The following is a 23217-nucleotide window of genomic DNA, read 5'->3' as shown; positions in this document are numbered from 1 at the left end:
CCCTCACCATGGCGCGTCCCCCCCTGCTCCAGGCCCTCCGCGACCGCGTGCTGCTCTGCGACGGCGGCATGGGCAGCCGCGTGCAGGCGCTGACCCTCGATGTCGACCGCGACTACTGGGGCAAGGAGAATTGCACCGAGGTGCTGAACCTGTCCCGCCCCGACCTCGTCCGCGAGATCCATCGCGGCTATTACGAGGCCGGGGCCGACATGGTGCTGACCAACAGCTTCGGCGGCTCCCCGGTGACGCTCGGCGAGTTCGAGCTGACCGAGCGCGCCTTCGAGATCAACAAGCTGGCCGGCGAGCTGGCGCGCGAGGCCGCCGAGACCTTCGCCGATGGCCGTGACCGCTGGGTGATCGGCGATATCGGCCCGGGCACCAAGCTGCCTTCCCTGGGCCATATCGCCTATGACGACCTCCAGGCCGCGCTCGAGGAGCAGTGCCGCGGGCTGATCGCCGGCGGCGTCGACGCGCTGCTGACCGAGACCAACCAGGACACGCTCTTCATCAAGGCGGCGGTGAACGCGGCCAAGGCGGCGCTGAAGCAGACCGGGCGCGACCTGCCGATCTTCGTCCAGGTGACGGTCGAGACCACCGGCACGCTGCTGGTGGGCCCTGACATCGCCGCCGCCTCCACCGTGGTGCATGCGCTGGACGTGCCGCTGATCGGGCTCAACTGCGCGACCGGCCCGCAGGAGATGGCCGAGCATGTCCGCTTCCTCAGCCAGAACTGGCCCGGCCTCATCAGTGTCCAGCCCAATGCCGGCCTGCCGGAGCTGGTGGATGGCAAGACCCACTACCCCCTCGGCGCCGCGGAGATGGCGAGCTGGATGGAGCGCTTCGTCCGCGAGGACGGGGTGAACCTCATCGGCGGCTGCTGCGGCACCTCGACGCCGCATATCGCAGCCCTCGACGCCATGCTGCGGAAGCATGACGCCTGGCGCCCGGCCCCGGTCGCCCGCAAGTACCACTGGGTCCCCTCCGTCGCCTCGCTCTATGGGGCGGTCTCGCTGCGGCAGGAGAATGCCTATTTCTCCATCGGCGAGCGCTGCAACGCCAATGGCTCCAAGGCTTGGCGCGAGCGGCAGGCGGCGCATGACTGGGACGGCTGCGTCGCCATGGGCCGCGAGCAGGTGGGCGAGGGCTCCAACAGCCTCGATATCTGCACCGCCTTCGTCGGTCGCGACGAGATGGCCGAGATGAACGAGGTCGTCACCCGCTTCACCTCCTCGGTCAACGCCCCGCTGGTGATCGACAGCACCGAGACGCCGGTGATCGAGGCGGCGCTGAAGCTGCATGGCGGCAAGCCGATCATCAACTCGATCAATTTCGAGGATGGCGAGGGCGCGGCGCAGGATCGCCTGGTGCTTGCCAGGAAGTTCGGTGCCGCCGTCATCGCGCTCACCATCGACGAGGTCGGCATGGCGAAGACGGCGGAGGACAAGCTGCGCATCGCCCGCCGGCTGGTCGATTTCGCCTGCAACAAGCACGGCCTGCCGCAGTCCGACCTGCTGATCGACCCGCTGACCTTCACCATCGCCACCGGCAACGAGGACGACCGCAAGCTCGGCCAGTGGACGCTGGAGGGCATCCGGATGATCCGGGACGAATTCCCCGACATCCAGATCATCCTCGGCCTGTCCAACATCTCCTTCGGCCTCAACCCGGCCGCGCGGCACGTGCTGAACAGCGTCTTCCTCGACCATGCCGTGAAGGCGGGGATGACCGGGGCGATCGTGCATGTCAGCAAGATCAAGCCGCTGCACCTGATCCCGCCCGAGGAGGTGGAGGTCGCCGAGGACCTGATCTTCGACCGCAGGCGGGAGGGCTACGACCCGCTCCAGAAGCTGCTGGAAATCTTCTCCGGCCGGAAGGCCGCCGACAACACGAAGAAGGTCAGGGCCGAGACGGTCGAGGGCCGCCTCAAGGACCGCATCGTCGATGGCGACCGCAAGGGGCTGAGCGAGGAGCTGCAGGATGCGCTCGACCAGGGCATCGCCCCGCTCGCCATCATCAACGACGTGCTGCTCGACGGCATGAAGGTGGTGGGCGAGCTGTTCGGCGCCGGCAAGATGCAGCTGCCCTTCGTGCTCCAGAGCGCGGAGACGATGAAGGCCGCCGTCGCCTATCTCGAGCCCTTCATGGAGAAGATCGAGGGGCAGGAGAAGGGCACCATCGTCCTCGCCACGGTGAAGGGCGACGTGCACGACATCGGCAAGAACCTGGTCGACATCATCCTGACCAACAACGGCTACCGCGTGGTCAATCTCGGCATCAAGGTGCCGCTGGCCGACATGGTGGCGGCGGTGAGGGAGCACCGGGCGCATGCCATCGGCATGTCCGGCCTGCTGGTGAAGTCCACCGTCGTCATGCGTGAGAACCTCGAGGAGATGAGCCGCATCGGCCTAGACGTGCCGGTGCTGCTCGGCGGCGCCGCGCTGACCCGCAACTATGTCGAGGAGGATTGCGTCCGCGCCTATGCTTCCGGCCGCGTCGCCTATGCGCGGGATGCCTTCGACGGCCTCCACCTGATGGACAAGGTGACCGGCAACGGCTTCGACGACTACCTCGCCGCCCTGCAATCGAAGCGGAAGGGCAGGCCGCGCAACGAAAGCCGCACCCTCGGCACCGCCGACCCGCGCGGCTTCGCCCCCGTCGATGTCGCCTATGCCGAAGCGCGCCGCCGCCGCCTCACCGCGGAGGAGCCGGTGCCGGCGCCGCCCTTCTGGGGCGCGCGCGTCATCGAGGCGGCGCCGAAGGCCATCATCCCCTTCATCAACGAGCGCAGCCTCTACCAATTCCAGTGGGGCTTCCGGAAGCAGGGCCGCTCGCTCGACGACTTCCTCGGCTGGGCGAAGCAGGAGCTGCGCCCCGTCCTGAAGCGCATGCTGGCGCTGACCGAGGCGGAGGAGATCCTCCGGCCCCAAGCCATCTACGGCTACTGGAAATGCGCCGGCGCCGGCAACGACCTCATCCTTTTCGAGGAGGACGGGGTGACGGAGGCCTGCCGCTTTACCCTGCCACGCCAGCCGAAGCAGGACGGCGAGTGCATCGCCGATTTCATCCGCGACATCGGCGACGGGCCGGATCGGCGCGACGTGATCGGCCTGCAGGTCGTCACCATCGGGCAGAAGGCCTCCGACATGGCGCGGGTCTGGTTCGAGGAGAACCGCTACCAGGATTACCTCTACCTGCACGGCCTCTCGGTCGAGATGGCGGAGGCGATGGCGGAGTACGTCCACAAGCGCATCCGCGCCGAGTGGGGCTTCGCCGGCGACGACGACCGCGACATGGACAAGATGTTGCAGCAGGGCTACCGCGGCGGGCGCTACTCCTTCGGCTACCCGGCCTGTCCGCGGCTGGAGGACCAGGTGCCGCTGTTGCGGCTGCTCGGCGCGGAGCGTATCGGCGTGTCGATCAGCGACGAATGGCAGCTTCATCCGGAGCAATCGACCAGCGCCATCGTGCTGCACCACCCGCGAGCGAAATACTTCTCGGTGTAGTCGTCGGGCAGTTCCCTCCGGCAGCCCGGCTCCCGCGCCTTTGATCCGATGCAGCGGCATAGGCGTCGCGCCTTGCCGGCGTGGCGCCTAGGATGCCGCGGAGACGGGCCGAAAGCCTGAGGAGCGGATCGTGCCAGAGGAAGGCCGAGGAGCGGCACCCGATATCGATGCGATCCGCAGCTTCGCCGAGTTGGCGCTGCATCCCATCGCCGTGGTCGCCGGCCCGACCCATCGCCTGCTCTACGTCAACCCGGCCTTCGCCGCGGCCTGTGGGCAGGACTGCGATGAGCCGGACTGCCGCCCTGCGGCCGAGTTGTTCCCGGCCTTTGCGGAAGGCGGCCATCTGGCGCCGCTCGACCTGGTGCGCACCACCGGCCGGCCGTTCCGGGCCGAGGCCAGGCGGCTGCCCTTCGGCGGCCCGGACCGGCTTTGGGATGTCGACGCCGTGGCGATTCGAGCCCGCGACGGCATCATCACGGGCGTCCTCGTTCAGCTCCACGACGTGACCGCCCTGCGCGGGCGGCTGCGTCAGGCAGAAGCCGCCACCGCCATGCTCGAGGCGGTGCTGGAGCATGCGCCCATTGGCCTCGCCATTGCCGGGCCGGAGGGCGGGCTGCAACGGCTCAGCCGGCATGGCCTGGCGCTCGCCGGACGCGGGCTTGCCGAATGCCTGACGGGTGGACCCGCCGCCGATGGTTGGGCGGCGACGCATGGCGACGGCCAGCCCGAGGCGCTGCCCCTGGCCCGCGCCCTGACGCAGGGCGAGGCGGTGGTGCGCGAGCCCTGGCTGCTCCGCGCCTGGGACGGGACGGAGCGCAGCCTCGAATGCAGCGCGGCCCCCGTGCGGGACCGTGCCGGGCACATTGCCGGCGGCATCCTCGCCTGGACCGACCCGCCCGAGGCCGGGATCGGCCTCGATGCCCGCTACCGGGCCCTGGTCGAGGCCGGCGCCCTCGCCGTCTGGACCGCCGCGGCGGATGGGGCGGTGGTGAGCTTCGGCGGATGGGGCCAGTTCACCGGCCAGACCCCGGCGCAGTCGGTCGGCTGGGGCTGGCTGGAGGCGGTCCACCCGGAGGATCGCAGCCGTGTCCGCGCGGACTGGGCCGCTTCCATCGCCGCCGGCAAGATCTACGAGGCCGAGTACCGCCTGCGCGGCCCGGGCAGCGCCTGGCGCTGGACCGCCGTGCGCGCCGCCCCGCTGCGCGACATGCGTGGGCGGATCGTCGAATGGCTCGGCGTCAACACCGATATCGACGCCCGCAAGCGGACCGAGCGGGCGCTCCGCGACAGCGAGGCACGGTTCCGCATCCTGGCGGAAGCCATGCCGCATCTGGTCTGGCAGACGGATGCGAATGGCGAGCCGGATTACGTCAACTCCCGCTGGCGGGAGCTGACCGGCCTCGACCTGCCGGAGCTCCGCGGCGGCGGCTGGCTCGATGTCGTCCACCCGGAGGACCGCCAGCCCCTCGCCGCCGCCTGGGCCGCGGCCCAGGGCGCCAATCAGGATTACGACGTCGATGCCCGGCTGCGCGATCGCGAAGGCCGCTATCGTTGGCACCGGGTGAAAGCCGCCCCCGTTTGCAACGCCGCAGGCATCGTCCGGCACTGGGTCGGCACCTGCACCGACACCGAGGAACGCCACGTCGCCGAGGACAGGCTGCGCGAGGCGCTGGCCGCCCGCGAGCAGCTGGCGCGCGAGGCCGATCACCGCATCAAGAACAGCCTGCAACTGGTCGCCGCCCTGCTCCGCCTGCAGGCCGGCCGGGTGGAGGAACCGGCGGCGCGCGAGGCGCTGGAGGCCGCGACCGCCCGCGTCCAGGCCGTGGCCGAGGCGCATCGGGCCCTGCAACAGAGCCCGGATTTCCGCAACATCCGCCTCTCCGACATGCTGCGCGAGCTGGCCGCCGGCGCGGCCGTGCATCACCCGGCGGCCGATATCCGCACCGCGGCGCCCGAGGCGCTGACCCTCGATGCCGAGCGCGCCATCCCCCTCGCCCTCATCCTCTCGGAGCTGGTGACCCAGGCGCTGCGCCAGGGCGGCTCAAGGGGAGGGCCCGTGCGGCTCTCCGCCCGGCTGGACGAGGGCGCAATCCTCGCCGAGGTCGAATGCCATGGCGACGGCGCGGGCTACGGCGGCAAGGCGGGACTTGGCCAGACGGTGGTGAAGGCGCTCGCGCGGCAGATCGCCGCGACCGTGACGGAAGGGGAGGGCAGGGTGACCCTCCGCCTGCTCCAGGAGCCGGGTTAGGGCAGGATCGCCGAAGGCTGGACCGGCCGGAAGCGGCCGGTGATCCCGGCCTAGGCCTCGCAGCCCTCGTCCAGCAGCAGCCGCTCAACCGTCTCCGGCGATACGTCGCCGGCGGTGAAGGCCTCGCCCGGCCCGCGCAGCAGCACGAAGCGCAGCGCACCGTCGCGGGCCTTCTTGTCCTTCCGCATCCGCCCGAGCAGCGCCGCGGCGGAGAAGCGCCGGGGCAGGTCGCCGATCCGTGCCGGCATGCCGCAGGCCTGGAGATGGGCGATCACCCGCCCCGGCAGCTCCTGGCTGCAATGGCCGAGCCGGGCCGAGAGGCCGGCGGCGAGGCCGAGCCCGACCCCCACCGCCTCGCCGTGCAGCAACATGCCGCCGTAGCCGCACTCCGCCTCCAGCGCGTGGCCGAAGGTATGGCCGAGATTGAGCAGCGCCCGGCCACCCTCGGCGCTTTCCTCCCGCTCGTCGCCTGCGACGACGCTGGATTTCAGCCGGCAGCTTTCCAGCACCGCCGTCACCAGCGCCTCGCGGTCGCCGCCGACGAGGGCAGGGCCATGGGCCTCGCACCAGCGCCAGAACCGTTCGCCGGAGAGCAGCCCGTGCTTCGCCACCTCGGCATAGCCGGCGCGCAGCTCCCGCACCGGAAGGGTGCCGAGCGTCCCGCTGTCGGCCAGGACCAGCCGCGGCTGGTGGAAGGCGCCGACCAGGTTCTTGCCGAGCGACAGGTTCACGCCGGTCTTGCCGCCGACCGAACTGTCCACCTGGGCGAGCAGCGTCGTCGGAAGCTGGACGAAGGGCAGGCCGCGCAGCGCGACCGCCGCAGCGAAGCCGGCCAGGTCGCCCACCACCCCACCGCCGAGCGCCAGCACCGCCGTCCGCCTGTCGGCCCCGGCCGTCAGCATCTGCTCCAGCACGCGATGGAGCACGCCGATATCCTTGCTCGCCTCGCCGGACGGCACGGTGATCTCGGCGATGATGGCGGTGCCGGTCTCGGCGAGGCCGGCCCGCAGGGTGGGCAGGTGCAGCGGCCCGACCACCTCGTCCGTCACCACCACCACGCGGCGGGCGGGCAGGATCGGGGCGAGGAGCGCCCCCGCCCGGGCCAGCAGACCCTCGCCGATCAGGATGTCGTAGCCTCGCTCCCCGAGCGGGACCGAGAGGCGGACGGGGGGCTGCCAGTCTTCCACGGCCTGCTGCACCCGGCGGGTGGTGACCTCGGGGCTCTCGTCGGAACAGGCGATCACGATATCGGCCTCGGCATAAAGGGGGTGGCGCGCCACCATAAGCCGCTCCAGCACCTCGGCCGGGTCGGCATTGAGGAACATCGGGCGGTGCTCGCGCCCGGCGACGCGCTTCAGCAGCGTCGCCATGCGGCAGTGCAGCCAGACGGAAACGGCGCCCGAGGCGCGGATGGCCGCCCGCGTCCGCGCATCCGCGAAGGCGCCGCCGCCGGTGGCCAGCACCAGCGGTGGCCCGGCCAGCAGCCGGGCGATCACCCGCCGCTCGCCGTCGCGGAAATGCGCCTCGCCGTAGCGGGCGAAGATATCGGTGATGGGCAGGCCGGCCGCCGCTTCGATTTCCGCATCCGCATCGAGGAAGGGGAGGCCGAGGCGCAGCGCCAGGCGGCGGCCGATCGAGGTCTTGCCCGCTCCCGGCATGCCAACCAGCACGATGCTGCGGCCCGGCCGGGCAGGCGCGGGCTCCGGCCCGGCCGGGCCGCTCCAGATGGCGGTGTCCAGGGCCCCGAATGCGCCCTGTGGAACGATGGCGTTGGCGGTGTTGCGCGACACGATGCGGAGAGGCTAGCACACCGCGGCCCCGATGCGATGGGGCCGGCTTCATTGCCGAAGCCCGTCTCTCCAGGAGCCCAGCCGCCCATGTTCCGCCGCCCCATCCTGTTGCTGGCCGTGATCCTGGTTGCCCTGGCGGCGGCGGGGCTGCTGGCGCTGGGCGCCTTCCCACCGGCCGCCACCCCGACCGCGGTGGAGCGCGTGCTGCCGAACGACCGCTTCCAGACCCGCTGACCCCTTGGCCGGCGCCCTCCGCGAGTCCTTCCTTGAGATGCTGGCGGCGGAGCGTGGCGCCGCCCTCAACACCCTCGCCGCCTACCGGACCGACCTCGAGGACTTCGCTGCCTTCTGCGCCCGGCTCGGCCTGGCGCCGGAGGCGGTGGGGCCGGAGCCGCTCAGCGACTATCTCCGCTCCCTCGCCGATCTCGGGCTGAAGCCGCGGACGGCGGCGCGGCGGCTCTCCGCGCTCCGTCAATTTTACCGATTCCTGGCCCGCGAGGGCATCCGCCCCGACGACCCGACCGAGTTGCTGGACGGCCCGCGGCCGACGCCGCCCCTGCCCAAGCCGCTGGCCGAGGATGAGGTCAGGGCCCTGCTCGCCGGCGCCGCTGCCCTGCCGAAGGGTCGCGGCCCGCTGGCCGTCGCCGCGATCGAGCTGCTCTACGGCGCCGGGTTGCGGGCGACGGAGCTGGTCACGCTTCCCGCTTCCGCCCTGCGTGCCGACCAGCCGATGATCACGCTGCGCGGCAAGGGCGGGCGGGAGCGGCTGGTGCCGATCTCCTCCCGTGCCCGGGAAGCCGCCGCCGAGGCCCGCGCCGGGGAGGAGGAGGCACCCCCCGGCGACCGCCGGCGCCGCTGGCTCTTCCCCTCGCGCGGCGCCTCCGGTCACATGACCCGCCAGGGCCTCGGCCTGCTGCTTAAGGAGGCGGCGATGAAGGCCGGCCTCGCCCCGGACCGCGTCTCGCCGCATGTGCTGCGGCACTCCTTCGCCAGCCACCTGCTGGCCCGCGGCGCCGATCTCCGCAGCCTGCAGATCCTGCTTGGCCATGCCGACATCGCCACCACCCAGATCTACACCAAGGTGATGGAGGAGCGGCTGCGGGCGCTCGTCGAGGCCCATCATCCGCTTGCCGAGAGTTAGAGCGGCCCTCTCCGCCATGGCCGGCGGCACCCGGCCGGCCAGGTCCGGCGCGCCTTCGGATGCATGGGCATTAACCCCCATGCGACACGGCGTCCCGCAGCCCGACGCCGGCATGGCGGGAGAGGATTTCCAACCACCCTAGCTTCTTGGTCATGCGGTCGCGGCGAGTGAAAGGGTGCGGCATCATTCCACGCGAGGGTCGCGGTGACGGAGCAGCAGGGTGCGGTACGGGGCTGAATCAATGGCTCAAGTCCTGCCCACTCCGCCCCCGCTTCCGCAGCGGCAGCTTTTCCGCTAACCCCGCCGGCCATGCGCCACTTCCTGGATTTCGAGAAGCCGATCGCCGAGCTGGAAGGCAAGATCGAGGAGCTGCGTCGGACCTCCGATGCCGGCGGGATCGACGTTGCCGAGGAAGTCGCGCGGATGCGCGACAAGGCGCAGGCCCTGCTGAAGACCACCTATGCCAAGCTTTCGCCCTGGCAGAAGACCCTGGTCGCCCGCCACCCCGACCGGCCGAAATGCCTCGATTACATCCGCGCCCATATCGAGGAGTGGACGCCGCTGGCCGGCGACCGGGCCTTTGCCGACGATGCGGCGGTGGTGGGCGGCCTCGGGCGCTTCCGCGGCCGGGCGGTCGCCGTGCTGGGAACGGAGAAGGGCAGCGACACCGAGAGCCGGGTGCTGCATAATTTCGGCATGGCCCGGCCGGAGGGCTACCGCAAGGCCCGCCGCATCATGGAGCTCGCCAGCCGCTTCGGCCTGCCCATCCTCTCCTTCGTCGACACCGCCGGCGCCTTCCCGGGCATCGAGGCCGAGGCGCGCGGCCAGGCGGAGGCCATCGCCCGCTCCATCGAGGCGGGGCTCGAGGCGCCGGTGCCCTTCGTCGCCACCATCATCGGCGAGGGCGGCTCGGGCGGCGCCATCGCCCTGGCGGCGGCCGACCGCATCTTGATGCTGGAGCATTCGGTCTATTCGGTCATCAGCCCGGAAGGCTGCGCCAGCATCCTCTGGCGTGATGCCGCCCAGGCGCCGACCGCGGCCGAGGCGCTGAAGCTCACGGCGGAAGATCTCCGCCGCCTCAACCTGGTCGATGCCGTGGTGCCGGAGCCGATGGGTGGAGCGCACCGCGACCCGGAGGCCACGCTCGCCGCGGTCGGCGACAAGGTCTGGGACAGCCTGGAGCCGTTGCTGGCGCTGGATGGCGCCACGCTGCGTGCCCGCCGCCGTGAGAAGTTCCTGGAGATGGGCCGCAACAGCGTGGTCTAGCCCTGCATCCGCCTAGCTGCCGCCGGGCGGATGCGGGAGGAGCTTCAGGCGGGCGCCGGCGCCACGCCGATCGAGGGCGGCGCCTCCGGCCGGGGTGCCGGTGCGGTGAGCACCGGTGCCGGCGCCGTGCCGCTCGCCTCCACCGCCAGGTCCAGCGCCTCGGCCAGGTTCATCGCCAGTTGCAGCGGGGCCGATTCGCCCTCCGCCCGCAGCGCCTTGGCGAGCACGCCGTCGCTCTCCCCTCCGCCATCGGGCGACCAGGCGAGGGCGATGGCCGGCACGCCCGGCAGCCGACGCCGCGCCCGGCGCAGCAGGTAGCGGGCGGTCGCGCTGCTGCTGCCGCCCTCCAGCAGGCAGAGGCAGATCAGCCGCGGCGGCGCCCCCGGCACGGCGCTCACGCCCCCGACCTGAACGCCGAAGCCGCGCCGCGCCAGCACCTGGCCGAGCATATTGGCCGCCAGCGCATCGAAGGGCCCGCGCCCTGGCAGGCAAAGGACCGCGCCCGGCACATGCCAGGCGGCGGGAATGGGCTCCTGCGGCGTCTCGCCATCGGGCGGCACCGGGTCCTCTTCCTCCTCCAGGTCCTCGATCAGCAGCTCCACGCTGCGCAGCAGGGCATCTCGCCGCTCCGGGCGGAGGGCGCCATGCACCGCATCGGCCTGGGCAAGCCGCAGCGCCGGCAGCGCCACCGCATCGAGGTAGTCGGCGAGGGGCTTGTCCTTCAGGCAGCGCTCGGCCTGCTCGGCCAGCGCGTTGGAGTCGCCCGCCAGCGCCCGCTGGTAGAAGGTTTCCTCCGGGTCGAGCGGTGGCCGGTCGCCGAGCATCACCTCAAGGAATTCCAGCCGGTCCACATGCCGCCCGAGCACGACGAGGCAGACCGTCAGCGGCACCGCCAGCAGCAGCCCGACCGGCCCCCAGAGCCAGGTCCAGAAAGTCGCCGCGGCGATCACGGCGATCGGCGAAAGGCCGGTCGAATGGCCGAAGACCATCGGCTCGACCACCTGGCCCATCAGCATCTCGCTGATGCCGAAGAGCACCAGCACCCAGATCAGGGTTGCCCAGCCCGGATCGACGGCGAGGGCCAGCAGCACCGGCCCGCTCACCGTGATGAACACGCCGATGAAGGGCACGAAGCGCATCAGCCCGGCGACGAAGCCCCAAAGCAGCGGGTTGGGAATGCCGATGGCCCAGAGCGCGGCGGCGATGAACAGGCCGAACAGGGCATTCATCCCGGTCTGCGCGAGGAAGAAGCGGGAAAGGCGATAGGCCGCGTCGTCCATCGCCGCCATGGTGCGGTGCAGGTCGCGCGCGCCGGCCAGGCGGATCAGCCGGTCGCGCAGATCCTCGCGGTAAAGCAGGATGAAGATGACGAGGATGACGACGATGCCGGCCGTCGCCAGCGGCCCGAGCAGGGGCTCCGCCACGCTGCGGAGCATGTCGAACGGCGTCGGGTCCGGCGTGTGGATCTCGACCGGCATCGGCGGCCGCACCGGGTCGCCCGAGACGGCCGGCGTGGGTCCCTCCCGGCCGCCCATGCCGTGGCCGACAGCCTGCACGGCGCCGCTCAGCCGGTCGATCCAGCCGCCCGCGCTTTGCAGGCCGGAAAGCTTCTCGCGGATGGTTGTCTGATAGCTCGGCAGGTTCTCGGCGAGCATCGTCGCCTGCCGCCCCATCAACCCGCCGATGCCGAAGATGATGGCGCAGGCCAGCAGCACGCTGATCACGACGGCCGCAGAGCGCGGCATGCGGGTCCGCCGCAGCACCCGCACCACCGGTGCCAGGACGAAGGCGAGCAGCACGGCCAGCACCAGCGGTACCAGCAGCTCCCGCCCGAAATAGAGCACTGCGATGACGAGCAGCGCGCCTTGGAGCATCTGCAGGCCGGAAGCGGGGGTGCCTGCCGCGCTCAGGCCGCGGGGTGGCGCAGGGGCAGGTCGTGATTCAGGCATCCGGGCTCGGTTCCGTGGTCCTCGAGCCTCCAGCGGCCCGCCCGACGCGAACGCCCGTCCCACGGTTCCGTTGCGTTGTCCTAGCTTTTCATCGGCGCGAGTTCCCGCTCCACCACCGCCGCCAGCACGCCTGCGCCATAGGGGATGGCGGCGTCGTTGAAATCGTAGTGAGGGTTGTGGACCTCGCAGCCGCCGGCCTCGCCCTCGCCGTTGCCGACAAGGATGTAGGCGCCCGGCACTTCGGCCATCATGTAGGAGAAATCCTCCGAACCCATGGCCGGGATGCGGTTGCGGTCCACCGCCGCCTCGCCGACCATCGCGGCCGCGGCATCCGCGATGGTCGCCGTCTGCTCCGCGCCGTTCACCACCGGCACCGTGACCTCGCGGAAGTCGAGCCGCGCCTCGGCGCCGAAGCCCTCGGCGATGCTGGCCGCGAGCGCCTGCATGCGCCGCTCGATCAACGCCATGGTTTCGGTGCGGAAGGCACGGACGGTGCCCCGCAGCGAGACCTGGTCGGGGATGACGTTGTAGGCCGTGCCGGCGCTGAAGCCGGTGACGCTGACGACGCCGGTGTCGTTCGGCGCCACGTTGCGCCCGATGATGGACTGGTAGGCCGAGACGATGGCCGCGCCGCAGACTACCGGATCGATCGTGCTCTCCGGTCGCGCCCCATGCCCGCCGCGACCCTGGACCACGAGATCGAAGAAGGCGCAGCCGGCCATCATCGCGCCGGCGCGGATGCCATACTGCCCGACCGGCATGCCCGGCCGATTGTGCAACCCGTAGACGGCATTGCAGGGGAAGCGATGGAACAGCCCCTCCTCCACCATCGACCGCGCGCCGCCCTGGCCTTCCTCGGCCGGCTGGAAGATGAAGTGGACGGTACCGTTGAAGTTGCGCGTCTCGGCCAGGTAGCGGGCGGCGCCGAGCAGCATGGTGGTGTGCCCGTCATGGCCGCAGCCATGCATCTTGCCGGGGATGGTGGAGCGGTGGGCGAAGTCGTTCGCCTCCGGCATGTCGAGCGCATCCATGTCGGCGCGCAGCCCGACCGCGCGATCGCCATTCCCCGCCCGCAGCACGCCGACCAGCCCGGTGCGGCCGATGCCGCGATGCACCTCGATTCCCCAGGATTCCAGCCGTTCCGCCACCAGCGCGCCCGTGCGCACCTCCTCGAAGCCGGTTTCCGGATGGGCATGGAAATCCCTTCGCCAGCCGGTGAGTTCATCCTGGTACAGCCGAATATGCTCGATGGGGTTCACATCGGTCTCCTGCGGTTGAAGTGGGCAAGCCCCATCGCTTTCAGCTATCCCTTTGGGCTATCCCTTCCGGCTAAGCCTGCGACAGCACTGGGTCAACAACGTGGCGACGGAACACCAGACGGAGGATATGGCGGGCCCCCGGCGCGTGCTGCCCGCGCCGCAGGGACTCTCCCGCGGGGCGCCGGTGCCGTGGTGGGTGAAGCTCGGGGTCAAGCTCGGCCTCGCCGCCATCGGCATCCACGGCGCCCGCGCCCGGGTGGTCGGCCTGGCCCGGCCCTCCTTCGAGGCGCGTGATCCGGCCAAGCTGCTCGGCGCGCCGTCGGCCTGGGTGGGCGATGCGACGCGGCTGATGGGCCGCCGCCCGCGCACCATCCTCGAGGTCGGGCCTGGGCGGATGGTGTTGCGCGCCCCGGTGCTGGCCGGGCTCGGGCTGGACCACATCTGGTTCATCGACCCAGCCGACAGCGCCCCCGCCGACGCCGCCGCCTATCAGCAGGTTGCTGCCCTCGCGCGCAGCCAGGGCCTGCCCGTGCCCGACCTCGCCGGCTGTACCGACCGCGCCGCCGTGCTCCAGCGCTGCCACGTGACGTTGCTGCATGGCGGCCCTTCGGCCCTCGGCGCTATCCCGGACGGAGCGATCGACCTCGTGGTGAGCGAGGCGGTGCTCGAGCATGTCCGGCGCGACGAGATGGGGCCGTTGCTGGCGCAGCTCAGCCGGGTGACGGCACCGGACGGCATCGGCCTGCACCGCATCGACTTCCAGGATCATCTGGGCGGCGGCCTGCAGCATCTCCGCTTCAGCGACGCCTTCTGGAGCAGCCCGCTGGTCGGGCGGGCGGGAATCTACGTGAACCGCCTCGGCCTCTCGGCCATGGTCGGGCGCTTCCGCCGCGCCGGCTTCCAGGTGGAGGTGCCGGAGGCCACGGTCTGGCCGCGCCGCCCCCGCGGTCCCGCCCGGCCGCACCCGGAAGCGATGCGCCCCGCCGCCGACGACCTCATCGCCCGCGCCGTGCTGGAAGTCCGGCCACGGCGTTGAGGTGTCGTCGCCGGGACGCGGGCCCGCGAGCCTTCGCCATCCATTGACGCCGCCGTGTACGACCGGCGTGGTTGCAACCTATGGTCGCCCCCGGACCGATTGGATATCCTGCAGCCCAATCTTGTCGGAGGATGGCATGTTGCGTCGCGCGGTGCTGGTCGCTGTGTTGGGGTTCATGGCCTGGATCGGGCCTGGCCAGGCACAGTCGAACGACCCTTCGTTCCGTGTCGTCAACAACACGCCGAATGTTGTGAATGAGGTCTACGCCTCGCCCAGCAGCGAGCGGAGCTGGGGCCAGGACCGGCTTGGCGACCAGGTGATCGCACCTGGCGCCAACTGGATCATCCGCCTGCCGTCCGACGGCAACTGCACGTTCGACATCCGCATCGTCTACCAAGGCGGGACGGCGGAGGAGCGGCGCAACGTCAACACCTGCGCCATGACGGACCTCGTGCTTGGCCAGCCGGGCGGGCCGGCGCCGCGGACCCAGCGCAACCAGCAGCAGGGCAGCACGCAGCAGGGCAACCCTTCCTTCAACCTGCTCAACCAGAGCGGCCGGGTGATCGAGGAATTCTACGCCTCGCCCTCCTCCCAGCAGAATTGGGGCCCGGACCGGCTGGGCGACGACGTGGTGCAGCCGGGCGCGACCTTTGCCGTCCGCCTGCCGCAGGGCGAGTGCACCTATGACATCCGCGTTGTCTTCTCCGGCGGCCAGACGCAGGAGCGGCGCAACGTGAACGCCTGCTCGCTGACCAACTACACCGTCCGGTAGCGCCCGCGCCGGGGGGGGCGGTGCCGGTCAGGCATTCGCCCCCGCCAGCGCCGCGATCACCGCCGCCGTCACCTCGGCCGTGGTCGCCTTGCCGCCGAGATCCGGCGTCAGCACCTCGCCGCGCCCGGTGACCGCCTCGACCGCCGCCATCAGCCGGCCCGCCGCGCGCGGCTCGCCGCAATGCTCGAGCAGCATCGCCGCCGTCCAGAAGGCGCCGAGCGGGTTGGCGATGCCCTTGCCCGTGATGTCGAAGGCCGAGCCATGGATGGGCTCGAACATCGAGGGCCGCTGCCGCGACGGATCGATATTGCCCGTTGCCCCGATGCCGAGCGAGCCTGCCAGCGCCGAAGCCAGGTCGGAGAGGATGTCGGCATGGAGGTTGGTGGCGACGACGGTGTCGACCGTCCCCGGCTTCATCACCATGCGCGCCGTCATGGCATCGACCAGCATCTTGTCGACGGAGAGCTCCGGGTACTGCGCCGTGACCTCGGCGCAGACCTCGTCCCACATCACCATGCCATGCCGCTGCGCGTTGGACTTGGTGACGACGGTGAGCAGCCGGCGCGGCCGGCTCATGGCGACCTCACAGGCATGGCGGCAGATGCGCGCCACGCCCTCGCGGGTGAAGACGGCCACATCCATGGCGACCTCGAGCGGCAGGCCGCGATGCGCCCGGCCGCCGACGCCGGCATACTCGCCTTCCGAGTTTTCCCGCACGATCACCCAGTCGATCTGCCGCCCCAGCTCCTCCCGCAGCGGCCCCTGGACGCCGGGCAGCAGGCGGGTGGGCCGCACATTGGCGTACTGGTCGAAGCCCTGGCAGATCGCCAGCCGCAATTCCCAGAGAGTGACATGATCCGGGATGTCCGGCGCGCCGACCGCGCCGAAGAAGATCGCGTCGAACCCCTCGAGCTGGCGGAGCCCGTCCTCCGGCATCATCCGCCCGCTCGCGCGGTACATCGCGCTGCCCCAGTCGAAGCCCTGGAACTCGCAGGCGAAGCCGCCATCGGCCCGGGCGGTCGCCTCCAGTACCTGGCAGCCGGCCTCGATCACTTCCGGGCCGATGCCGTCGCCGCCGATGGCGGCAATCCTCAGGCTGCGCATGACGGGCGTTCCTCCGATTCCTGGGCCGCCATGAAGCCCGGGAGGAGGGGCCCCTTCAAGCCAGGATGAAGTCGGACTTCGCCAGATAATGCTCCCCGTTCAGGGTGAAGCTCGCGCTGGGCCCGCCCGGTGCTCCGGTCTGGTTAAAGAACGGGACATAGACCTCGACCACCGTATGTCCGCCCTCGACCTTCGCCCGCACCTGCATGTGGCTGGCATCGGTGAAGGCGCCGGAGCCGAGGAAATCCACCATGGGCTTGTTGTAGAAGGGAGTGAGGAAGGGCGTGAGATCCAGCTTGTCCTCGCCGCGGCGGAAGTCGGTCACCACGTCGCCGGTGGTGTCATAGACCGGCATCTTGGCCTGGCTGTTGGTGCCGCCGAAGCGGAAGACGTCGTAGCCGATGCCGCCGGTGAGCGTGTCGGCCCCGACGCCGCCCACCAGCAGGTCGTTGCCGGCACCGCCCACCAGCAGGTCGTAACCGCCGCCGCCCATCAGCGTGTCGTGGCCGTCGCCGCCGTAGAGGTTGTCGCTGCCGTCGCTGTCCCGGGCCTGGGCGCTCTGCCACTGGTCGTTCCCGGCGATGAAGCCGTAGCCGTAGATCAAGTCGTTGCCGCTGCGGCCCCACACATGATCGCTGCCATAGCCGGCATAGACCGTGTCGTTCCCCTCGCCGCCATCAATCCAGTTGGGGCTGATGACGGGGCCGGGGAAGGGTTCCGGGAAGATCGGTGGTCGGGGTCCATTCAAACCGTCGCCATAGATCAGGTCGTTGCCACCCCAACCCTGAATACCATTTTCGCCGGCATCGCCGTAGAGGGTGTCAGCCCAGGAACCGCCGTTGATGTACGTGGACATGACTTGATTTGTCCTACTGCGCGCCAAACTGAATACAATATTCATGTTATAGGCGAAGCGGCCCCGTCACATTGCACAAACCCGAGAGAAAGATGGGCAAGGCGGCGATTGACCCGGGCCCCCTTCGGCACGACCTTCCCGCCATGCCCGACGACCTTTCGCCCCCGCTGCTCGACCGTCTTTCCGCGCTGCTCGGCCCGCGCGGCATCCTGACCGAAGCTGCCGACCTCGAGCCGCACCTGGCCGATTGGCGCCTGCTCTACCGCGGCCGCACCCCCTGCGTGCTGCGTCCGGCCAGCACTGCGGAACTGGCCGAGGCGGTGCGGCTTTGCGCTGCCGCGGGGATGCCGCTGGTGCCGCAGGGCGGCAACACCTCCATGGTCGGCGGCGCCACGCCCGATGAGGGCGGCCGACAGGTTGTCGTTTCCCTGGCGCGGATGAACCGCATCCGCGACCTCGACCCGCTCGACATGACGATGACCGCCGAGGCGGGCCTCGTGCTGAAGGCGGCGCAGGATGCCGCCGCCGAGGCCGGCTGCCTCTTCCCCCTCTCCCTCGGCGCGGAGGGCACGGCGACGATCGGCGGCGTGCTGTCCACCAATGCCGGCGGCAACACCACCGTCCGCTACGGCAACGCGAGGGAGCTGATGCTCGGCCTCGAGGTCGTGCTGCCCGATGGCCAGGTCTGGAACGGCCTCCGCCGCCTCAGGAAGGACAATACCGGCTACGCGCTGCGCCACCTCTTCGTCGGCGCGGAGGGGACGCTCGGCTTCATCACCGCCGCCGTCCTCCGCCTTTTCGCCCGGCCGAAGGAAAGCGAGGTCGCGCTCTGCGCCGTGCGCGACGAGGATGCGGCGCTGGCCCTGTTCCGCCGCTTCCGCGACCGCGACGAGACGGCGGTGCGCGCCTTCGAATACATGTCCGGCACCGGCGTCGGCTTCTACGCCCGGCTGATCGAGGGCGGCAGCGTCCCGCTCTCGACCCCCGCCGACCACTACGTGCTGGTCGACCTCGCCTCCACCCGCCCCGATGCCGGCCTCCGCCCCCTGCTGGAGGCGGTGCTGGAGGAGGCGCTGGAGGCCGAAGAAGTGCTGGATGCCGCCATCGCCGAGAGCGAGGCCCAGCGTGCCGCCATCTGGCGCATCCGCGAGGAGCATCCGGAGGCGCAGAAGCGCGAGGGCGCCTCGGTCAAGAACGACGTCTCCGTCCCGGTCTCGCGGGTGCCGGAGCTGATCCGCCGCGCCTCCGAGGCCTGCCGCCGGTTGATCCCCGGGGTGCGCCCGGTGCCCTTCGGCCACCTGGGCGACGGCAACATCCACATGAACCTGCAGCAGCCGGAGGGGATGGACCCGGCCGCCTTCCTCGCCCGCAGCCATGACATCATGGACACGGTGAACGAGGTGGTCCGCGACCTCGACGGCAGCTTCAGCGCCGAGCACGGCATCGGCCGCCTGAAGACGGACATGATGGAGGGCTGGCGCGGCGGGCCGGAACTCGCCGTGATGCAGCGGATCAAGGCCGCGATCGACCCGCAGGGGATCATGAATCCAGGGAAGGTGTTGCCCTGAAAGCAGGGCCGGGCCGCCACCGGCCCGGCGCCTTCCCCGATCCTTTCCCCCGCTCCCGCCAGCGGCTAGGGTGCGCGCCCCCACCCCTTGAGCCGTGATGAGCCGCCTCGACCGTTACATCTTCCGCCAGCTGGGCGTCGCGCTGCTCGCCGTCACGGTAGGGCTGGCGGCGCTCGTCTGGCTGACCCAGTCGTTGCGCTTCATCGAGTTAGTGCTCGACCGTGGCCTGTCCTTCACCGTCTTCATCGAGCTGACCGGCCTGCTGCTGCCAAGCTTCCTGGCGATTATCCTGCCGATCACCACCTTCGTGGTCTCGCTCTTCATCTATGTCCGTCTTGCCTCGGACCGGGAGCTGGTGGTGATGCGCGCCGCCGGCCTGTCGCAATGGCAGCTGGCGCGGCCGGTGCTGGCCATCGCTGGGCTGGCGATGCTGGTCTGCTACGTGTTGAACCTCTGGGTGGTGCCGCGGAGCCAGGCAGCCTTCCGTGCCTGGCAGTACGAGATCCGCAACGAACTGGCGGCGATCCTGGTGCAGGAGGGCGTCTTCAGCTCGGTCGGCGAGGACCTCACCGTTTATGCCCGCTACCGCGACCCGGACGGCACGCTGCGCGGCATCCTGGTCCATGATGCGCGTGAGGCCGGCGCCCCCGTCACCATCCTGGCCGAATCGGGCCATATTTCCCCGGGCCCCAACGGTCCGCGCGTCACTCTCGAGAACGGCCAGCGCCAGCAGGTGGAGAAGGTCTCGCCGCCCCCAGGCTCGCCGCCCGGCACGGCGCCGACGCTCCGCCTTTCGGTCCTTTCCTTCAGCGAGAACAGCGTGGACCTGGCCCGCGCGCGCAGCGGCGAGGCCGATAGCCGCTACCGCAACGCCCAGGAGCGGACGCTGGACGAGCTGCTCCGCCCCGACCCGGCCGAGCATATCCCGGAGCGCGACCTGAAGCGCTTCGTCGCCGAGGCTCACCAGCGCCTGAGTGGCCCGCTGACGGCGATGACTTATGCCCTGGTTGCCCTGGCGACGGCGCTGACCGGGCAATTCCGTCGCCACGGCGGCAGCCTCCGCCTCTTCACTGGCATCGCGGTAGTGGTGGCGCTGCTCGCCTTCGGGCTGACTGCGAGCAACCTCGCGGCGCGGACGCCGCGGCTGATCCCGCTGATCTGGCTGAACACGCTGCTGCCCGGCCTCGTTTCCGCCTGGATCCTCTCCGGGGCGCCGGGCTGGCCGCAGCGCTGGTGGTTCGGCCGCCGCGGCACGGGCGCCGCCGCATCATGATGGTGGCCCTGACCCTGACGCGCTACGTCGCCCGGCGCTTCGTCGGCGCGACGCTGGCCATGCTGGCCGGGCTGACCCTGCTGGTCTCGCTCTTCGACTTCATCGAGCTGCTGCGCCGCGCCGCCACCCGGCCGGATGCCGGCTTCGCCCTGGTGGCGACCATTGCCGGGCTTCGCCTGCCCTTCGTCGCCCTGCAAATCCTGCCCTTTGCCATCCTGCTCGGCGGGCTGCTCGCCTTCTGGCGCCTGACCCGCTCCTCGGAGCTGGTGGTGGCGCGGGCGGCGGGCATCTCGGCCTGGGGCTTCCTTTCCGGCCCGGTTGCCGTCGCGCTGCTGTTCGGCGGGCTCGGCACGGCGGCGATCTCGCCCCTGTCCTCGGTCATGCTCGCCCGGGCGGAGCGGCTGGACTACGCCTATCTCCGCTCCAGCGCCGGCCTCACCGCACTGGCCGGCGGCCGGCTCTGGCTGCGGCAGGCGGATCGCGGCATGGAGGAGCAGGGGGTCGCCATCCTTTCCGGCCGCCCGGTGTCCGACCGGGAGGCGACGCGCGAGGGGTTCAGCATGACCGATGTCTCCCTCTGGCGCCTCTCGGCCAGCGACCGCCCGCTCGCCCGGATCGAGGCGCCGCGGGCCAGGCTGTTGCCCGGCCGCTGGGTGCTGGAGGATGCCGTCACCTTCAATGCCGACCGCACCGCCGGGCCGAAGCAGGATCTCAGCATCCCCACCGAGCTGACGCCCGACCGCATCGAGAACAGCTTCGCCTCGCCGGATACGCTGTCGGTCTGGGCGCTGCCGGGCTTCATCGCCGTGCTGGAGGCGGCCGGCTTCTCCGCCGTGCGGCACCGGCTGCATTTCCAGAGCCTGCTCTCGCTTCCCGTCCTGGCCTCGGCCATGGCCTTGCTGGCGGCCGGCTTCTCCATGCGCTCTTCCCGCCGTGGCGGGGTGGCGCAGATGATCGGGGCCGGCGTCGCGGCCGGCTTCATGCTTTTCGTGCTCGACAAGATCGCCAATGAATTCGGCGAGGCCGGGACGCTTCCGGTCTCGCTCGCCGCCTGGGCACCCACCATGGCCGGGCTGCTGCTGGCCCTCGCCCTGCTGCTGCATCTGGAGGATGGATGAGCCCTCGCCCCGCACGCCGCCGGCGCCTGCTTCTCGGTGGAGCGCTAGCGCTGCTGCCGGCCGGCCAGGCCCTGGCGCAGCTGGAGCAGCCGAGCGTGACGCCGCTCGACTCGTCCATCCGCCCGTCCCTGGTCGCGCCAGCCCCGGGAACAGCCCCCGGCATGGGCCAGCCCCCCGGCTCCAGCGCGTCTGCCATCCAGCCCTTCGGCGGCATCGCCGGCGGCGGCCAGCCGGTCGACCGCAACGCCCCGGTCACCTTCACAGCCGAGGAGGTGGAGTACGACCGCGACAAGGGCCTCGTCATCGCCCGCGGCCGGGTCGAGGCCTGGCAGGGCGAGCGGCTGCTGCGCGCCGACGAGTTCACCTATGACCGCAACACCGGCGTCGCCACCGCCCGCGGGAACGTCCAGCTGCTGGAGCCGGACGGCCAGGTGCTCTTCGCCGATGAGGCGGAACTGAAGGACCGCTTCCGCGACGGCGTGCTGGAGGGTGTCCGCGCCCTGCTCGCCGCCAATGGCCGCATGGCGGCCAACGGCGCCCGGCGCACCGGCGGCACCATCAACGAGCTTTCCCGCGTCGTCTATTCCTCCTGCGACCTCTGCGCCGACGACCCGACCGCCCCGCCGCTCTGGCAGGTCGAGGCCCGCCGCGCGACCCAGGACAAGGGCGAGCAGCGCATCACCTACCGCGACGCGACCGTCCGCCTCGGCGGGGTCCCGGTGCTCTACACGCCCTACCTTTCCCATCCGGACCCAAGCGCGCCGCGCGCCTCCGGCTTCCTCTTCCCGACGCTCGGCTATACCCGCTTCCTCGGTGCCTTCGCCGAGACGCCCTATTACTGGGCGATCGACGACACCTCCGACCTCACCGTCATCCCGATCCTCTCGACGCGGCAATATCCCAATCTCGGCCTCGAATACCGCAAGCTGTTCAATTTCGGCGAGATCACCGGCAGTGCCTCGATCGGCGGGCTGAACGGCCGCGACACCGGCGGCAAGGAAGAGCTGGCAGGCCATATCTTCCTCAAGGGCCGCTTCACCATCGACGAGAATTGGCGCGCCGGCTTCGACCTCAACCGCGCCAGCAGCGAGCAGTATCTCCGCACCTTCCGCTACGAGTACCGCCGGGTGCTGACCAGCCAGGCTTTCGTCGAGGGCTTCTGGGGCACCGAAACCTATGCCCGCATCGATGCCCGCGCCTATCAGGGGCTGCGGAGCGTCGACGACACGCGGCAGATTCCCTATGTCCTGCCCAACGCGGTGGTCGAGCACGCGCCGCGCGGCAAGTATCTCGGCGGCTTCCTCACCGTCGATGCCGGGCTGCTCGGCATCAGCCGCGACATCGGCAGCTCCACCCAGCGCCTCTCGAGCCGCGTTTCCTGGCAGCGGCCGGAGACGGACCGCTTCGGCGGCCTCTGGACGGTGAAGATCCAGGCCGATGGCCTTGGCTACCGCGCCCAGGGGCTGCAGGAGCCGCCGACCTTACTGCCCGAGGCCAATGGTGACCGGTTCAACGGCAATATCCGCGCCGCGCTCGACTGGCGCATGCCCTTCGTCCGCTATGCCGGCAACTGGGGCAGCCAGACGATCGAGCCCCATGTGCAACTCGTCACCGGCCCGCGGGTCGGGCCGCAATACCGGGTGCCGAACGAGGACAGCATCGATTTCGAGTTCACCGATGCCAATCTCTTCGCCCTCAACCGCTTCACCGGCCGCGACCGGCAGGAGGGCGGCACCCGCGTCGATGCCGCGCTCCGCGCCGCCTGGGACTTCCCCAATGGCGGTCAGATCGAAGGGCTCGTTGGCCGCTCCTTCCGGCTCGACGACCAGATCTCGAACCCCTATGCCGGCTCCGGCCTCGACCGCCGCGCCTCCGACTACGTGGCCCGGCTGCGCATCGCGCCGACCACCTGGTTCGACACCATCGGCCGCATCCGCCTCGATGGCGAGAACATCACCGACCGTCGGCTGGTGGACACCGTCGCCAATCTTGGCCTCGGCCGGGTGACGCTCTCGGCCGGGTATCTCTACTCGCCGCCGCTGCCCTACCTGGTCCCCAGCCGCTCGCGCGAGGAGGTAAGCGCCGGCTTCACCGCCCGCATCGGCCAGTATTGGCGGGTGGCGGCGACCGGGAAGTACGATCTCGGCCTCGGCCGCGCCGTGCTGGTCCAGGGCTCGGCCGGCTACGAGGACGAGTGCTTCATCATCGAAGGTCGCTTCATCAAGCGCTTCGCCCAGGACCCGACGACCGATAGCCTCTACGCGGCGAATACGGTCATCCTCTTCCGGCTCGGCTTCAAGACGCTCGGCGAGTACTTCTTCCGCGCGATCTGAC

Annotated in this window: 16 protein-coding genes; 11 read left to right on the top strand and 5 right to left on the bottom strand. The window is 70.9% G+C overall.

Annotated features, from left to right (window positions below):
• The first annotated feature begins 8 nt into the window (after positions 1 to 8).
• Positions 9 to 3503, top strand: a complete 3495-nt coding sequence (gene metH, locus LH62_RS03835; RefSeq protein WP_043359357.1) for a methionine synthase — start codon at positions 9 to 11, stop codon at positions 3501 to 3503.
• Positions 3504 to 3633: 130 nt separating this feature from the next.
• Complete coding sequence (locus tag LH62_RS03830; protein WP_043359356.1) at positions 3634 to 5751, top strand: PAS domain S-box protein; 2118 nt, start codon at positions 3634 to 3636, stop codon at positions 5749 to 5751.
• A gap of 50 nt (positions 5752 to 5801) precedes the next feature.
• Here the strand turns inward: LH62_RS03830 and aroB are convergent, their stop codons facing one another.
• Positions 5802 to 7541, bottom strand: coding sequence for a 3-dehydroquinate synthase (gene aroB / locus LH62_RS03825; RefSeq protein ID WP_082012335.1), 1740 nt, complete (start codon positions 7539 to 7541; stop codon positions 5802 to 5804).
• 87 nt (positions 7542 to 7628) lie between these two features.
• Between aroB and LH62_RS30985 the strand changes: the two genes are divergently transcribed.
• The 3 genes from LH62_RS30985 to LH62_RS03815 all read left to right on the top strand — a co-directional run bounded on the left by LH62_RS30985 (position 7629) and on the right by LH62_RS03815 (position 9948).
• Positions 7629 to 7775: a hypothetical protein gene (locus LH62_RS30985; protein ID WP_160299768.1), complete on the top strand. Its 147-nt coding sequence runs from the start codon at positions 7629 to 7631 to the stop codon at positions 7773 to 7775.
• Between the two features lie 4 nt (positions 7776 to 7779).
• Positions 7780 to 8682 (top strand): tyrosine recombinase, encoded by a 903-nt coding sequence (locus LH62_RS03820; protein WP_255359981.1) that lies wholly within the window; start codon positions 7780 to 7782, stop codon positions 8680 to 8682.
• A gap of 309 nt (positions 8683 to 8991) precedes the next feature.
• Positions 8992 to 9948, top strand: a complete 957-nt coding sequence (locus LH62_RS03815) for an acetyl-CoA carboxylase carboxyltransferase subunit alpha (RefSeq protein WP_043359353.1) — start codon at positions 8992 to 8994, stop codon at positions 9946 to 9948.
• Positions 9949 to 9992: 44 nt separating this feature from the next.
• Here LH62_RS03815 and LH62_RS03810 read toward each other — a convergent pair whose 3' ends face one another.
• Positions 9993 to 11822, bottom strand: a complete 1830-nt coding sequence (locus LH62_RS03810; protein ID WP_052213681.1) for an AI-2E family transporter — start codon at positions 11820 to 11822, stop codon at positions 9993 to 9995.
• A 155-nt stretch (positions 11823 to 11977) separates the two neighbouring features.
• Complete coding sequence (locus LH62_RS03805; RefSeq protein WP_043359350.1) at positions 11978 to 13156, bottom strand: M20 aminoacylase family protein; 1179 nt, start codon at positions 13154 to 13156, stop codon at positions 11978 to 11980.
• A gap of 127 nt (positions 13157 to 13283) precedes the next feature.
• Between LH62_RS03805 and LH62_RS28015 the strand changes: the two genes are divergently transcribed.
• Complete coding sequence (locus LH62_RS28015) at positions 13284 to 14192, top strand: class I SAM-dependent methyltransferase (protein WP_144404368.1); 909 nt, start codon at positions 13284 to 13286, stop codon at positions 14190 to 14192.
• Positions 14193 to 14328: 136 nt separating this feature from the next.
• On the top strand, positions 14329 to 14964 hold the full coding sequence (locus LH62_RS03795; protein ID WP_052213679.1) for a hypothetical protein: 636 nt from the start codon (positions 14329 to 14331) through the stop codon (positions 14962 to 14964).
• 27 nt (positions 14965 to 14991) lie between these two features.
• On the opposite strand, the gene LH62_RS03790 is transcribed toward LH62_RS03795, so the two are convergent.
• On the bottom strand, positions 14992 to 16068 hold the full coding sequence (locus tag LH62_RS03790) for a tartrate dehydrogenase (protein ID WP_043359348.1): 1077 nt from the start codon (positions 16066 to 16068) through the stop codon (positions 14992 to 14994).
• A gap of 55 nt (positions 16069 to 16123) precedes the next feature.
• Positions 16124 to 16924: a calcium-binding protein gene (locus LH62_RS28010; protein WP_052213678.1), complete on the bottom strand. Its 801-nt coding sequence runs from the start codon at positions 16922 to 16924 to the stop codon at positions 16124 to 16126.
• 143 nt (positions 16925 to 17067) lie between these two features.
• Between LH62_RS28010 and LH62_RS03780 the strand changes: the two genes are divergently transcribed.
• The 4 genes from LH62_RS03780 to LH62_RS03765 all read left to right on the top strand — a co-directional run bounded on the left by LH62_RS03780 (position 17068) and on the right by LH62_RS03765 (position 23216).
• Positions 17068 to 18492, top strand: a complete 1425-nt coding sequence (locus LH62_RS03780) for an FAD-binding oxidoreductase (protein ID WP_043365118.1) — start codon at positions 17068 to 17070, stop codon at positions 18490 to 18492.
• Positions 18493 to 18589: 97 nt separating this feature from the next.
• A complete protein-coding gene (lptF, locus tag LH62_RS03775; RefSeq protein WP_052213677.1) occupies positions 18590 to 19765 on the top strand; it encodes an LPS export ABC transporter permease LptF in 1176 nt (391 codons plus the stop codon).
• Positions 19762 to 20883, top strand: a complete 1122-nt coding sequence (gene lptG / locus LH62_RS03770; RefSeq protein WP_043365115.1) for an LPS export ABC transporter permease LptG — start codon at positions 19762 to 19764, stop codon at positions 20881 to 20883. Before lptF ends, lptG begins: the two co-directional genes overlap by 4 nt.
• Entirely contained in the window at positions 20880 to 23216 is a 2337-nt protein-coding gene (locus LH62_RS03765; RefSeq protein WP_236552466.1) for an LPS-assembly protein LptD, read from the top strand. Before lptG ends, LH62_RS03765 begins: the two co-directional genes overlap by 4 nt.
• Position 23217 lies beyond the last annotated feature (1 nt).

The organism is Belnapia sp. F-4-1 (assembly GCF_000802185.1).
Classification (GTDB): domain Bacteria; phylum Pseudomonadota; class Alphaproteobacteria; order Acetobacterales; family Acetobacteraceae; genus Belnapia.
This window is presented reverse-complemented; position numbering and strand designations above follow the sequence as displayed.